The sequence below is a fragment of the Hymenobacter negativus genome (assembly GCF_017571495.1).
In the GTDB taxonomy this organism is placed as follows: Bacteria; Bacteroidota; Bacteroidia; order Cytophagales; family Hymenobacteraceae; genus Hymenobacter; species Hymenobacter negativus.
Genome location: NZ_JAGETZ010000011.1, coordinates 87,673 through 101,736, shown reverse-complemented (window position 1 = coordinate 101,736; position 14,064 = coordinate 87,673). Strand labels below are relative to the sequence as shown.

Annotated in this window: 12 protein-coding genes; 9 read left to right on the top strand and 3 right to left on the bottom strand. The window is 58.2% G+C overall.

Annotated features, from left to right (window positions below):
* Nucleotides 1-73: 73 nt before the first annotated feature.
* Both J4E00_RS20410 and J4E00_RS20405 read right to left on the bottom strand, forming a co-directional pair.
* Nucleotides 74-1,078 carry an MlaD family protein gene (locus tag J4E00_RS20410; protein WP_208177121.1) on the bottom strand — a complete coding sequence of 335 codons (1,005 nt, stop codon included), beginning with the start codon at nt 1,076-1,078 and terminating at the stop codon, nt 74-76.
* A 117-nt stretch (nt 1,079-1,195) separates the two neighbouring features.
* Complete coding sequence (locus J4E00_RS20405; protein ID WP_236049987.1) at nt 1,196-1,888, bottom strand: N-acetylmuramoyl-L-alanine amidase; 693 nt, start codon at nt 1,886-1,888, stop codon at nt 1,196-1,198.
* Between the two features lie 226 nt (nt 1,889-2,114).
* On the opposite strand from J4E00_RS20405, the gene J4E00_RS20400 reads away from it, so the two are divergent.
* The 5 genes from J4E00_RS20400 to J4E00_RS20380 all read left to right on the top strand — a co-directional run bounded on the left by J4E00_RS20400 (nt 2,115) and on the right by J4E00_RS20380 (nt 10,131).
* Nucleotides 2,115-5,312 carry a putative LPS assembly protein LptD gene (locus J4E00_RS20400; protein WP_208177120.1) on the top strand — a complete coding sequence of 1,066 codons (3,198 nt, stop codon included), beginning with the start codon at nt 2,115-2,117 and terminating at the stop codon, nt 5,310-5,312.
* Nucleotides 5,313-5,761: 449 nt separating this feature from the next.
* Nucleotides 5,762-6,577, top strand: coding sequence for a 3-methyl-2-oxobutanoate hydroxymethyltransferase (gene panB / locus J4E00_RS20395; protein WP_208177119.1), 816 nt, complete (start codon nt 5,762-5,764; stop codon nt 6,575-6,577).
* A gap of 156 nt (nt 6,578-6,733) precedes the next feature.
* Entirely contained in the window at nt 6,734-8,212 is a 1,479-nt protein-coding gene (gene creD / locus J4E00_RS20390; protein WP_208177118.1) for a cell envelope integrity protein CreD, read from the top strand.
* 172 nt (nt 8,213-8,384) lie between these two features.
* The gene (locus J4E00_RS20385; protein ID WP_208177117.1) at nt 8,385-9,095 is read left to right on the top strand and encodes an RluA family pseudouridine synthase; all 711 of its coding nucleotides are present in this window, start codon (nt 8,385-8,387) and stop codon (nt 9,093-9,095) included.
* Nucleotides 9,096-9,342: 247 nt separating this feature from the next.
* On the top strand, nt 9,343-10,131 hold the full coding sequence (locus J4E00_RS20380; RefSeq protein WP_208177116.1) for an acyl-CoA desaturase: 789 nt from the start codon (nt 9,343-9,345) through the stop codon (nt 10,129-10,131).
* A gap of 76 nt (nt 10,132-10,207) precedes the next feature.
* On the opposite strand, the gene J4E00_RS20375 is transcribed toward J4E00_RS20380, so the two are convergent.
* Nucleotides 10,208-11,269 carry a T9SS type A sorting domain-containing protein gene (locus J4E00_RS20375; protein ID WP_208177115.1) on the bottom strand — a complete coding sequence of 354 codons (1,062 nt, stop codon included), beginning with the start codon at nt 11,267-11,269 and terminating at the stop codon, nt 10,208-10,210.
* A 271-nt stretch (nt 11,270-11,540) separates the two neighbouring features.
* Between J4E00_RS20375 and J4E00_RS20370 the strand changes: the two genes are divergently transcribed.
* The 4 genes from J4E00_RS20370 to rplS all read left to right on the top strand — a co-directional run bounded on the left by J4E00_RS20370 (nt 11,541) and on the right by rplS (nt 14,063).
* Complete coding sequence (locus J4E00_RS20370; RefSeq protein WP_208177114.1) at nt 11,541-12,083, top strand: 30S ribosomal protein S16; 543 nt, start codon at nt 11,541-11,543, stop codon at nt 12,081-12,083.
* 91 nt (nt 12,084-12,174) lie between these two features.
* Complete coding sequence (gene rimM, locus J4E00_RS20365) at nt 12,175-12,747, top strand: ribosome maturation factor RimM (protein ID WP_208177113.1); 573 nt, start codon at nt 12,175-12,177, stop codon at nt 12,745-12,747.
* A gap of 92 nt (nt 12,748-12,839) precedes the next feature.
* Nucleotides 12,840-13,514: a tRNA (guanosine(37)-N1)-methyltransferase TrmD gene (gene trmD / locus J4E00_RS20360; RefSeq protein WP_208177112.1), complete on the top strand. Its 675-nt coding sequence runs from the start codon at nt 12,840-12,842 to the stop codon at nt 13,512-13,514.
* A 168-nt stretch (nt 13,515-13,682) separates the two neighbouring features.
* Nucleotides 13,683-14,063 carry a 50S ribosomal protein L19 gene (gene rplS, locus J4E00_RS20355; protein WP_208177111.1) on the top strand — a complete coding sequence of 127 codons (381 nt, stop codon included), beginning with the start codon at nt 13,683-13,685 and terminating at the stop codon, nt 14,061-14,063.
* The last annotated feature ends 1 nt before the right edge of the window (nt 14,064 follow it).

The following is a 14,064-nucleotide window of genomic DNA, read 5'->3' as shown; positions in this document are numbered from 1 at the left end:
TTGTAGCGCGAACTTTTAGTTCGCGTCCCCGAAGGATTATAACGGCTCGGAGGACGCGAACTAAAAGTTCGCGCTACTTAATCGTCGTTTTCTTTTCCGTTTCCACTACGCTGCCGTTAGGCTTGGTCGTGGTGGTTTCTACCTCGGTTTTCTTCTTGCTGCCTCCGCCGCCAAATACCGAGAAGTGCACGTAGCGCTTGGGGTTAGCCTTAAGGTCGGTGAGCAATTCGTTGGAGCTCGCCGTGGTAGCGGCCAAGTTGTTATATAGCGTAGAATCGTGTAGCAGCTTGCCCATTGAGCCTTTCTGGTCGCTGAGGGCAGTATTGAAGCTTTGAACAGTCACCTGGGCATCGGCCAAGGTGGCGTTGAGGCGGCGCAGGGCTGGGCCTACTGGGGCCGACTTCAGCGAGTCGGACAGCTGGCCAAAGTTCACCGCAATTTTATCGAGCTTGCCGGTAGTCTTATTTAAGGCAGAACTCATCTGAGCTAGGTTACGGGTAATGAGGGCGATGTTGGCCTGGTTGGCCACAATGAGCTTTTGCAAGGCTTCGGTGCTCTGGCGTGCCCCCACCAGCGTGCCCTGAATGTTGGTCTGGGCATCCTTGTTCAGGAAGCCGTTGATGTGGGCTAGCGTGGCGCTCACCGTGTCGAGCACGGGTAGGGCCTTGGCCTGGAAGGCATCGGCAATGCTGGACGGCGTCACGGTGCGAATTTCCTCGCCGCCGCTATAGTTCTTCGAATTTCGGCCCAGCGTGAGGGTGATGGCTTTCGAGCCTAGCAGCGAACCGCCTAAGCTGGCTGTGGTGGAGTCGCCAACCACCACGTTCTTGTCGAGTTCCAGGGCTACGCGCACGCTGTTGCCTTTTTCGGGCTGCAATTCCATGCTCTTTACCTGCCCCACTTTAATGCCGTTGAGGGCCACGAGAGCACCCACGTTCAGGCCATCGACCCGAGGGTAGGTAGCGTAGTAAGTATGGTCAGAGGACAGGACGTTGCTGCCGCGCAGGAAATTGTAGCCAATAATGAGCGAGGCGATGGCTACGATGGCCAGTAGCGCAACTTTTATTTCTTTAGACACGAGAATGGGAGATTGGAATTTGAATGGAGCCTGCGGAGCGAAGGATACAGAACAGAGCTTACGAGAAAAGAGCGGAAGATAGTCGCCCAGCAGCTGAAACAGCTAGATAATTAGCAGTTAGCCGCCCTCCAGCTCGCGCTTATACTCGCGGAAGGCACGGTAGATACCTGCGGCCATATACGATTGATTGGCTTTATCGTTGAGGTACTTTTCTTCCTTGGGGTTGGTGAGGAAGCCGGATTCAATGAGTACGGAGGGCATGGTAGACTTCCAAAGCACAATGAAGCCCGCTTGTTTTACACCGCGGCTGGGGCGGCTCACGCTGGTGCGTAGCTGCTTGTCGACGCGTTGGGCAAAGCGCAGGCTGTTGGTGATGTAAGCCGACTGAAACAGCGAAAACAGAATATGGCTTTGAGGCGAGCGGGGGTCGAAACCGTCGTAGCGCTTCTGATAGTCCTTTTCCTGCAGGATTACCGAGTTTTCGCGCTGTGCCACGCCTAGGTTGGCGGTGGTTTTGTGCAGGCCCATGGTCCACACTTCGGTGCCGTGGCTTTGGCTGGGGCCCGCGTTGCAATGAATAGAGATAAACAGGTCGGCGTGGTTGCGATTGGCAATGGCGGCCCGTTCATCCAGTTCCACAAACACGTCGGTTTTGCGAGTGTAAATCACCTTCACGTCGGGCATGTTCTCCTTAATCTGCTTGCCGAGGGCCAGAATGAGGGCCAGTGCTACGTCGGCCTCGCGGGCCTTGGCGCCGGAGCAGCCTCGGTCCTTGCCGCCGTGGCCGGCGTCGAGTACCACGGTGCGCAAATGGTAGCGATACGGCGACGCCGTACCGGCCGAATCGGCACTGAGCTGAGTGGAATCGTTCGCAGTTTGGGCCGCCGCGTCGCGCTTTCCGCTGCCGGCGCCCAACAAAAGCAAGGCCACACTGGCCCAGGTGACAATAATCCGCACGTTGTTCGTTGAAGGGGCGGTAGCGACCTGCTACCTTTGTAGAAGCCCCAAAAGTAAACGATTTAACTGCTACTATACTTTGCCTGTTTGGTTTGGCCTTCGTTCCGAAGCCGGGTTCCGGCCCCGAACGCCCCGCCCGAAACGGACGGGGGCTTGCTCCGGCCTGCCGGCGCTCTTCGTTTTTCTACTGCTTTTCAGCGCAGCAAATGCGGCCTGGGGCCAGACTGTGACGCCTGCGCCCAAAGCTAAAACCACCCGCAAGGCCAAAGTTGCGGCCCGCAAAGCGCGGGCGAAGGCCATCCGGGCGGTGCCCACCCGGCCCGACACGGCTTCCGTTACCAGACCTGCCCAGCCGATACCGGTGGCCAAGCCCGGCCAACGCGCCGGCAGCGCCCCCACCCCACCGGTCCGCAACATCTCGCCAGACCCGCGCGACCCCGTGGGACCGCCCCCGCCCGGTGTGCGCAACACCGGCCAGTCGCGCATTCCCGGGGCCTCGCGCAAGGCTGTACCCGACACCCTGGCTCCCGCCGGCCCGTCGGGCAACCTTGCCGTTGATACCACTGGCCTGGTAAATGGTGTGAGCGGCTCGAAGGACTCCTTGCAGATAGCGGCCAAACCCAAGGGCCAGATTACGACCACTATTACCTACGCGGCCAAGGATTCCATCCAGTTCGATGTGACGCAAAAGGTGGCGCGCCTCTATGAGAATGCCGCCGTGAAATACGGTGATACCGACCTAAAAGCGGCCCTCATCACGGTGAACTATGGCAACAACACCATGCAGGCCAACAGCCGAACCGATTCGGTGAAGCATAAAGTGATAGGACGGCCGGTGCTGGTTGACAAAGGCTCCACCTATGAGGCCGGCAGCATTGCCTACAATTTCAAGAGCAAAAAAGCCAAGGTAACCGATGCCGTAACCACTCAGGGCGACGCCTACGTGGGGGCCAACGTCATCAAGCGGCTGCCTAGTGGCGAAATTAATGGCTTATACGGCCGCTATACGACCTGCAACCTGGAACACCCACACTTCTACATTCAGTCGAAGAAAATGAAGGTGATTCCGGGCGAGAAAGTGGTAACGGGGCCGTTCAACCTGGTTATTGGCGACATTCCGACGCCGCTGGGTTTCCTGTTCGGCTTCTTCCCGATGCCCACCCGGAGCCGGGGCTCGGGCATCCTGATTCCGACCTTTGGACAGGCGGCCGACCGCGGCTACTACCTCACCAATGGCGGCTACTACTTTGCGCCCAACGACTACATCGGCGTGCGCCTCACGGGCGACGTCTACGCCGGCAATGCCCAGAAATTCGGCGGTTTTGGCGCCACGGCCGACGTCACCTACCTGAAGCGCTACACTTTCCAGGGTAATTTCAACTTCCGCTTCACTAACCGCCCCGTTAGCCCCACCTACAACGGTGAATCCGTGGGCGTGGGCGTACCCTCCATTCAGCCACCCGACCAGAACTCCTTCTGGGTAACCTGGAACCACACGCCCGTGGCCAAGCCCGGCGGTGGCCGCTTCACGGCCAGCGTGAACGCTGGTACCAGCAGCTACAACAAAATCAACAGCCTCGATGCCCGGCGCTACCTGTCCACACAGTTCAGCTCCAGCATTGGCTACTCGAAGCAGATTCGCAACTCGCCCATCAACTACGACATCAAGGTTAGCCAGAGCCAGGGCACCGATGGTACCATGACGTTTGTGCTGCCCGACATCAGCGTGGGCGTGGCGCGGCAGTACCCCTATCAGTGGTTCGGCATTCAGCCGGGCGCGGGTGGCAAGCTGGGAGCCAGCACCTACGAGCAGTTCACCATCAGCTATAACCTCACGGCCCGCAACGAACTGTCGAATGTGATTGCGCCCCGCTCCCTAAGCAATGGCCTGCCGCTGCTCGGCGGCACTACCGACCAGGTTCGCATTCCTTTCAACTTCAGCAACATTGGTCAGTTGCTGCGCAATTCTCGGAACGGCATTCAGAATCAGTTTGGTATCGGGCTGGGCTCTTACACCCTGGCGCAGCATTTCAAAATCAATCCTTCGGTTTCGTATAGCAATGTGCTGTATGCAAAGCGGCTGGACTACCGCTTCAGTCCCGCAGCCCAAGCCGTGCGCATTGATACTACCTACGGCTTCAACAGCATCAGCAGCTACGCGGCGGCGGTGAGTGTGAATACCGCCTTCTACGGCACGGTGGTGCGCAAGGGCGTGCATAAGATTCAGGCCATTCGGCACAAGGTCACGCCTAGCCTTACCTACAGCGTTTCGCCCGATTTTACCAAACGAGCCGATGTATACCCGCAGGGCCAAGACATCCTCCCGGGCCTGAATGACCAGTTCGGCATACCCATCGGAGTTATTCGCGATAGTGAGGGCAGAGTTACAGCTGCTGACGCCGCCATTCTTAACCGCTACGCCTTCAACAGCTACAATAACTTCATTTACGGCGCGCCCGGTGGAGCCAAGCAGAGCCAGATTTCGTTCAGCCTGCAAAACTCGGTGGAGATGAAAATCCGCGACTCGCAGGACACCACGGGCCTTAATCCATTCAAAAAATCCAGCCTGATTGATGGCCTCGATTTCAATATCGGCTACAACTTCGCGGCCGAATCGCTACGCCTCTCGCCACTCGGAGTCAACTTCCGTACCCAGGTAGCCCGCAAGCTCAACCTCAACAGCACCGCTAGCTTCGAACCCTACCAGCGCGATGCCACTGGCCGCATCATCAATAAATATTTGTTTGAGGCAGACCCGCGCAAGTTCCTGCGCCTAGCCAATGCCAGCTTCGGCGCTACTTATGCCTTCAACCCCACTACTGGTAAGAAGAAAAGCGTGGTGAAGCGCGCCGTAGCTCCCAGCAACGACCCCACCCTGGGCACCGTGGGTGGCCCTAACTACTACGCCGACTACGTGGATTTCGATATTCCCTGGGAGCTTTCGCTGACATACGCGGCGGGCTATACCACCGCCACCGTGCCCCGCAAGCCTGGCGATGCGCCAGTTCCACTGCTGGCCCTCAACACCGTGGGCGCCACCGGCTCAGTAAAACTCACCGACAACCTGCGCCTGACCTATAATCTGGGCTACGACTTCGTATCGCAGACTGTCACCTATCCCAACCTCAGCATTTTCCGCGACCTGCACTGCTGGCAGGTGAATGCGACTTGGATTCCGTTTGGCATCACCAAGGGCTACAATTTCACCATCGCGGCCAAGAGCAGCCTGCTCCAGGACCTGAAGCTGAATCGCAACCGCTACGCCCAGTACCAATAGGGTAATTGCGGACCGGGGCGTCATCGGGCGGCCTACCTACCGGGCCTTGGACCTTACCTATGGCACTTTGGGGCATACCTATAGCATGTTGGGCCTTACCTACGGCATTTTTGCTCTTACCTAGGCCTCTTTGGGCCTTACTTAAGACGGTTTAGCTCTTTCCTAAGACGATTTGGGCCTTACCTAAGACGGTTTAGCTCTTACCTACGGCATGTTGTGCCATAGGTAAGGCCCAAAGTGCCATAGGGGCGTGCCCGGCAAAACTTACTGCGGCGGCTGATTTCGAACCGATTTTGGGCGAATGTTACCTGTATAAAAAAAGCCCCTGCGCTTCGGCCAGGGGCTTTTTGCGGCCTCTGCCAGAAGGCCGGCACCGCTGGATAACGAAATTGTTGCCAGCTTTGCCCTGCCAAACGGCACCTCCATCTGCAAACCTGCTCCCCCGCCCCATGTCCCAGCACAAGGAAGTCAAACTCGTTACCACCCACCAGATGCTGGCCATGAAGCAGCGGGGGGAAAAAATTTCCATGCTCACGGCTTACGACTACTCGATGGCCCAGATTCTGGACGGCGCGGGCGTCGACGTGCTGCTCGTGGGCGACTCGGCGTCCAACGTCATGGCCGGCCACGAAACCACCCTGCCCATCACCCTCGACCAGATGATTTACCACGCCCAAAGCGTGGTGCGCGCCGTGAAGCGCGCCTTCGTGGTGGTCGATTTGCCGTTTGGCTCCTACCAGGGCAACTCCAGCGAGGCCCTGCGCTCGGCCATCCGCATCATGAAAGAATCGGGTGGGCACGGCATTAAAGTAGAAGGCGGTGCCGAAATTAAGGACAGCGTGACGCGCATCCTCACCGCCGGCATTCCGGTGATGGGCCACCTGGGCCTCACGCCCCAATCCATCTACAAGTTCGGCACCTACAGCGTGCGCGCCAAGGAAGAAGCCGAAGCCCAGAAGCTGCTCGAAGACGCCCGCATTCTGCAGGACATCGGCTGTTTTGCCCTGGTGCTGGAAAAGATTCCCGCCTCGCTGGCCAAGCAGGTGGCCGAGGAGCTGACCATCCCCGTCATTGGCATCGGGGCCGGTCCCGACGTGGATGGCCAGGTGCTGGTGGTGCACGACCTGCTGGGCATCACCAAAGAGTTTAAGCCGCGCTTCCTGCGTCGCTACGCCGAGCTGCACGACATCATGACCGAGGCCGTGCAGCACTACGTGTCCGATGTAAAAAGCCGCGAGTTTCCCAGCAAAGAGGAAGGCTACTAGCACCGCATCAGGCGCTGGCCATTACCTACAGGCCGGGCCTCGGGCGCAGAAGCGTGCCCGAGGCCCGGCCTGATTTATTTTTTCTGAACGAAGGCGTATCCGCTTTGCGGGCTGCCTCACTAGCTTCGCCCCGCAACGTGCTTCAATGCCTTCCTTATGGGTCCTTCCACCCCCGCTTCGCGCCTCACTTCCTCGGTGAGTTGGTCGATTACCATCAAGCTCATCATCATTGCGGTGCTGTTGGGGCTCCTGCTCATTCCGTCTAGCATGGTGGAGGGCCTCATTACGGAGCGGGCCGAAAACCGCGACGCTGCCACGGCTGAAATCAGCAGCCAGTGGGGTGGGCCTCAACTGGTGCTAGGCCCCGTACTGGTATTACCCTACACAGCCCGAACAGTAGGCGAAAAAGGCGAAGTCAGCGAAGTAACCCGCTACCTCAGTCTCTTGCCCGATACGCTGGCCACCACCGGCACGCTGGCCCCCGAGCGTCGACACCGCGGCATCTACGAGGCGGTGGTGTACCAAGCGGGCCTTCACGTGCAGGGGGCGTTTCAGGCCCCGCCACTCGCCGACCTGGGCGTGCCAAACGAGGCGGTACGCTGGTCCGAAGCCTTTGTATCTGTGGGCATTTCTGATATGAAAGGCATACGCAACGGCTTGGCTCTGAATTGGGACGGCCGGAGCCATCCGTTCGAGCCCGGTGTACCCAGCGCCGAAGTACTGCCTTCCGGCACCGCGCCGACAGTCACCACGCAGTTCAACACGGTGCTGAACGAGCGCCGACGTTACTCGAAATACATGGGCGACGGTGACGATGACCAAAGCCAAGGGCAATCGACCAATGGCCTCAGCGTGGCCATCCCGATGCCCGATGAAGACGCGCTTCGCCGCCGTCACACCTTTTCCTTTGACCTTACCCTCAACGGCAGCACCGGGCTGCTGCTGGCTCCCCTCGGTCGCCAAACCACCCTGCACCTGAGCGCGCCCTGGGCCGACCCCAGCTTTATCGGGGCCTTCTTACCCGTGCGCCGCAACCTCAGCGCCCAGCAGTTCACCGCCGACTGGCAGGTACTCCACCTCAACCGCAACTTCCCGCAGCACTGGCGCAGCGACACCGACCGCCCCGCCGTGGATGAATCCACCTTTGGCGTGCGCCTGCTGGTGCCGGTGAACGAGTACCAGAAAACCATGCGCGCCGCCAAATATGCTCTGCTGCCGCTCACGCTTACCTTCCTCATTTTCTTTTTCGTGGAGGTGCTCAACCGGCGGCGCTTCCATCCATTCCAGTACATTTTGGTGGGATTAGCGCTGGTCATTTTCTACGTTCTGCTGCTGGCACTGGCCGAGCAGATGCCGTTCAATGCAGCGTATGCACTCTCGGCGCTGGTTATCGTGGGGCTGGTGACGGCCTATGCCGCGGCCAGCTTCCGGCACCGCCGCCTCACGCTGGTGACGGCCGGTGTGCTCTCGCTGGTCTACGGCTTCCTGTTTGTGGTACTCCAGCTGCAGGACTATGCGTTGCTGGTGGGCAGCCTCGGGCTGGTGTTTGTGTTGGGTACGGTGATGTTCCTCTCGCGCAACGTGGATTGGTATAACCCCGCCCCCGAGCTGCCGCAGGAGCCAGCAGCGGCCTAGGCCCCAGGTAAGCCCAGGCGGCAGTCTGATTACGCTCCCGCGCGGGTTCGTATCTTCGCTTCCACAATGGCAAGAGCGGAGCACCCGGTGAGTGTGGTCTGATGACGTGCGGTAGCCCCCGAGTGGGCCCTGGCCCGCTCTTGCTGACACTCAACCCCGCCCGCATTTTCGCGTGAATCGTCCCAATCTGTGGTCCGAAGGCAGAGAAATTCTGTTTGAAGACAACCACCTTCTCGTCATCAACAAGCCCGCTGGCATCCTCGTGCAGGGCGACGCCACCGGCGACGAGCCTCTCTCCAAAAAAGCCGCCGAGTACCTGCGCTTCAAGTATAAGAAGCCCGGCGAGGCCTTCGTAGGCGTGTGCCACCGCATCGACCGGCCGGTTTCGGGCATCGTCATTCTGGCCAAAACCAGCAAAGCGCTGAGCCGGCTGAACGAGATGTTTCGCGACGACAAGATTCATAAAACCTACTGGGCCCTTACCGGCAAGCCGCCCGTCCCGGAAACCGGCACCCTAATACACTGGCTGGTGAAGGACACCGTGCGCAACGTCACCAAAGCCTACCCCACGGCCCACGGCCAGGGCCTGCGCTCCGAGTTGAAGTACGAGTTGTTGGGCCCCGCCGGCAACCGCTACCTGCTCCAGGTGAACCCCGTGACGGGCCGCCCGCACCAGATTCGCACCCAGTTGGCTACCGGCCTCAACACGCCCATCGTGGGCGACGTGAAGTACGGCTTTATCGCCCCGCTGCCCGATGTGAGCATTGCCCTGCACGCCCGCCAGTTGGAATTGCAGCACCCCGTCACCAAGGAGGCCATGACCTTTACCGCGCCCCTGCCCGATGCCCCGCACTGGGATACTGCCCGCGAGTATTCCAAATAGCGCCGTCAGGCTCGGGTAACGCGAAGCGCTGTCTTGCCTCACGTCAGCGCAAGTAACTCATTCTTTAGTGTGAGAACTAAACGCGGGCTGAAGCGCAGTTGCACAGTACTCGAGCCATGTGCAAGATTTTGGCCTTCTGATACTGAATATCCTCCTGCCTTCTTGCTGGCCGTAATTTTGCGTTAACTCCACTGAACCTAAGCGTCGGCGTTTTGCTTGTGCGGTCAGTTCAGGCTAAGCACCCTTTATGGCTATTCTCGTTTTCTTCGTTGCCCATTATTACTTATCGCTGTTCACACAGACGTTTTACCTGCACCGCTATGCGGCGCACAAAATGTTTACAATGAACAAGTTTTGGGAGAAATTCTTCTTCCTCTTCACCTATATCTGCCAGGGTAGCAGCTTCCTTTCGCCCCGGGCCTATGCGCTGTTGCACCGCATGCACCACGCTTATTCCGATACCGAGCTGGACCCGCACTCGCCGCACTTTTCGAACAACGCGTTCGACATGATGTGGAAGACGAAGGTGATTTACAACGATGTGGTTAATAACAACCACGAGGGCGCGAAGCGTTTTGAGGGCGACATTCCGGAGTGGAGCTGGCTCGATAAATTCGGTGGCACCGTGTATTCGCGGCTGGCCTGGGGCACGGCCTACGTGCTGTTCTACATCAACTTCGCCACGGCCTGGTGGCAATACCTGCTGCTGCCCATCCACTTCCTGATGGGTCCCATCCACGGCGCTATCGTGAACTGGGGCGGCCACAAGTACGGCTACCAGAACTTCGACAACCGCGACAAATCCCGTAACACGCTGGCCCTTGATTTTCTGGCTTTTGGCGAGCTGTTTCAGAACAATCACCACAAGCTGCCCATGCGTGTCAACTTCGGTGTGAAGTGGTGGGAATTCGACCCAACCTACGTCGCCATCTGGGGCCTCGACAAAGTAGGCATCATCAAGGTGAAGCGTAAAAACATGAACCTGAACACGATTTCCAAGCAGGCCAAGCCCAAGCGCGAAGCCATGGCGGCATAGAAATTCGTCGTTACCCTGACGCAAAAGAGTCCCGCGCCGACATCGACGTGGGACTCTTTTGCGTCAGGGTAGCATATCAGTCAGCCTTCACAAAACGCGCCGATGCTTGCTGGCCATCATCCTTGGCAATGCGCACAAGGTAAGTCCCGGTTGGCAGCGTACTCACGTCGAGGGACTCCGTGGGCTCGCGCATTATTTGCTGCCGCACTATTTGACCCACCCCGTTGTAAATCAACACACTTTTACCTCGTAACGCGGCATCTACATCCAACTGCAGCTTGCCGGATGTTGGATTTGGGTAGGCCCTTAAGGCTGGGCTGCCCACCGTGGTACGCACCCCGGTTACTATGCTGCCAAAGTGTTGTGAAGCGCTGGCTTGCACCACTTGACGGGCTGCATCCTGCACAATGGCCACAGCATAAAGCCGGCTAGCTGTCCAACTCGGGTCTTTATATACCGTTTTTACCATCATCACGCTCCCGCCCACAGCTGCAGCCGGAACCACAGCCAGCGCATTTGCACCCGTGAACGACTTGCGAAATACGTCGTAGTGCCGTTGCTCCCCATTTGGCGCAGCGTAAAAAACCGTATCCTGCACCAGCGCTACATAAAGCGTCAGCCCGCTGTAGCTGTGCGCTGCCTGTGTGGTTAGCCGCACAGTGGCCGTCAGGGAGTCGGTGCCTGAGGGCCGGATAGCAACTGCGACGGCAAAAGGGCTGGTTTGCGCCTGATAAGGAATAAACAGGGACGGGGCAGCATAGTCTTGTCCGGCCGGCAGTACGCTGCCGTTGAGCACGAGGCGTGGGGTGCCGCCATACACACCATAAAAGTTGGTTCTGGCATCATTTTCCCCCACGTTTTGCTGGCTAAACATGCAGGCCCGGTACGGTGAGCTGGGATGGTAGGCAATGTGCAACGTTCCCACCTGCTGCCGCAGGTTGAGGTAAAACCCCGGATTTCGGCTTGCACAAATACTGCACACGGTGTTGGTGAAATGCTCAACCAGCACCGTTTTGGGTACTTGCTGAGCCTGCGCTATGGTACCCAGCAGGCTCGCCAACGTGCCGAGTACCCCGGCCCGCGTACTTGTTAAGCTACTAAAAATGCTAGGCGAAGAAGGGAGTCGGCGTATTTTCATTGGGTTGAGCGGCAACTAAGGCATTCAGACTGTCCGACGGCCCTGTTTTCTTCCTCACAGACGAGCAGCAACTGCGTACCTTACACACCCTGAACAATTAATCTTACGGCCATAAATGGCTTGTTTGATAGAGTCCTTGCCCACGGCCAATCACCTTGTTTTTAAGGTAGTCACTGCTTGGATACTGCCCGAAGAGTCCTTACCTTTGCACTCCCAATTTCGGGAAACCCTCACCCGACGGACGAGTTCCGTCACACAACCCCACCGGTTTATGGCAGTTAAAATCCGCCTCGCCCGCCGTGGCCGCAAAAAGGCCGCGACTTACGACATCGTAGTAGCTGACGCCCGCGCTCCCCGCGACGGCCGTTTCATCGAGAAGCTCGGTACCTACAACCCCCAAACCAACCCCGCCACCATCAACTACGACGCCGACCGTGCGTTCTACTGGATGATGACCGGTGCACAGCCGACCGACACTGTTCGGGCCATGCTCAGCTACCGCGGCGTGCTCTACCGTCGTCACCTCCAGTTGGGTGTTGATAAGGGTGCAATCACCCAGGAAGTTGCAGACCAGCGTTTCAGCGCTTGGAAAGAAGAGAAGGACGCCAAAATCGAAGGCAAGCGTACCGGCCTCGATGATGCTAAGGCAACCGCCAAGAAAGCTGCTTTCGATGCTGAAACCAAGGTAAAAGAAGCCCGCGCCGAAGCCCAGCGTCAGAAAGCTGCTGCGCTGCTGGCTGCCAACGCTCCCGCTCCTACTGAGGTAGCTACTGAGGCTCCCGCCGAAGAAGCTACCGAAGCTGCTGCCGAGTAGTTTTCAGGCACCTAAAAATCGAAAGAGTTTGGGAGTTGTGAGCCGGACCGGCTGGCAACCCTCAAACTCTTTTTCGTTCCTTCCTCCTGCTATGACCCTCGACGAAACTTATCAGCTCGGCTACATCCTCAAGACGCACGGCCTGCGCGGCCATGTCGTAGCTCATTTCGATGTGGACGACACTGCCGCTTACCTCAAGCTTAAAACAGTGTATCTGGCCCTGCCCGGCACTCCTGCCAAGCTGGTGGAGCACAAAATTGAAAAAGTGCAGCCCCAGCCTGGGGCCCGCGTGCTGCTCAAGCTACACGGCATCGACCGCATTGAGGAGGCTGAGCCTCTGCGAGGTTCTCAACTCCACCTGCCCCTGGCCCAACTGCCGGAGCTGGAAGACGACCAGTTCTACTTCCACGATGTCATCGGCTTCACGGTGGTTGATGAAAATCTGGGCCCGTTGGGTACCGTAGAGAACTTCTACGAGCTACCCCAGCAGGACATGCTGGCCATGCGCTACGAAGGCCAGGAAGTCCTGATTCCGGTGGTTGATGAGCTGGTGAGCCACGCCAATCAGGAGAAAAAAGAGATTTACGTGAATCTGCCCGACGGCCTGCTCGATGTGTACCTCAAGCCTAGTACCCGCCAGGAGGACGAAGCTGACGAAGCGTAAAAATCAGCGGCTGGCCACCAGCTGAGCGGCTAGGGCATTCAGAGAATCAATAACAAGCTACTAGCCCTAAGCTCTTAGCTAACAGTTAGAACATGCGCATCGATATCCTCACTTGCTTGCCGGAGTTGCTGGTCAGTCCTTTCGCGCACTCCATTGTGAAGCGGGCGCAGGACAAGGGTTTAGCCGAAATTCATGTGCACGACCTTCGCAAGCACGCCGTCAACAAGCATGGTCAGATTGACGACTATGTGTTTGGCGGCGGCGCGGGAATGGTGCTGCGGGTGGAGCCCATCGCCGCCTGGATGGACACCTTGCAGGCCGAACGGGAGTACGACGCCGTCATTTACCTCACCCCTGACGGCGAAACCCTGCGCCAGCCACTGGCCAACCGTCTATCGCTGTTCCAGAACATCATCATGCTCTGCGGCCACTACAAGGGCATCGACGAGCGCATTCGTCAAACTTACATTACCCACGAAATCAGTGTGGGCGACTACGTGTTGAGCGGTGGCGAGTTGGGCGCAGCCATCTTGGTCGATGCCGTGGTACGACTGCTGCCTGGCGTGCTGGGCAATGAGGAATCGGCATTGTCTGATTCTTTTCAGGACGACTTGCTGGCTCCACCCGTGTACACGCGTCCCGCCGAATGGCGCGGGCAGGCCGTACCAGCGGTTCTGTTGTCCGGCAATACGCCCAAAATTGAGGAGTGGCGGCACGAGCAGGCATTGGCCCGTACCCAACAGCGGCGACCCGATTTGCTCCTCTAAAACATGTTTCCGCCTGTTCCTGCTTCGAATTAACAGCAAATCAGTGAACAAGCTAACATATGTTCTGCAAATCACTTGCTAACCTCGGCGGAAAGCGCTATCTTTGCGCTCCGTTTCGACAAAATACTAATTCCCGACGGCGGCGCCGTCTTTCGCAATTTCTCAGCCATGAGCGTACTACTTGACTTTATCCAGGCCGAATCGCAGGAGCGCCGCGCCAGCTTCCCCGACTTTGCCGCCGGCGACACCATTAACGTGCACGTGAAAATCCGCGAGGGCAATAAGGAGCGCATTCAGCAATTCCAGGGTGTAGTGCTGCAGCGCCGCAACCCTAGCTCGAACGGCGAAACCTTCACCGTCCGCAAGATTTCTAACCAAATCGGCACCGAGCGTATCTTCCCCCTCCTGTCGCCTAACATCGACAAAATCGAGGTAATCCGTCGTGGTAAAGTGCGTCGTGCTCGTCTGTTCTACCTGCGCGGCCTGTCGGGCAAGCAAGCTCGTATCAAAGAGCGTCGCTTGAACCAGGTAGCCAAGGCTACCGCTTAAT

Coding starts and splice junctions, on each gene's coding strand:
- J4E00_RS20375 (WP_208177115.1), bottom strand. CDS start 11,269: ATGAAAATACGCCGACTCCCTTCTTCGCCTAGCATTTTTAGTAGCTTA.
- creD (WP_208177118.1), top strand. CDS start 6,734: ATGGGTCCTTCCACCCCCGCTTCGCGCCTCACTTCCTCGGTGAGTTGG.
- rplS (WP_208177111.1), top strand. CDS start 13,683: ATGAGCGTACTACTTGACTTTATCCAGGCCGAATCGCAGGAGCGCCGC.
- rimM (WP_208177113.1), top strand. CDS start 12,175: ATGACCCTCGACGAAACTTATCAGCTCGGCTACATCCTCAAGACGCAC.
- trmD (WP_208177112.1), top strand. CDS start 12,840: ATGCGCATCGATATCCTCACTTGCTTGCCGGAGTTGCTGGTCAGTCCT.
- panB (WP_208177119.1), top strand. CDS start 5,762: ATGTCCCAGCACAAGGAAGTCAAACTCGTTACCACCCACCAGATGCTG.
- J4E00_RS20380 (WP_208177116.1), top strand. CDS start 9,343: ATGGCTATTCTCGTTTTCTTCGTTGCCCATTATTACTTATCGCTGTTC.
- J4E00_RS20370 (WP_208177114.1), top strand. CDS start 11,541: ATGGCAGTTAAAATCCGCCTCGCCCGCCGTGGCCGCAAAAAGGCCGCG.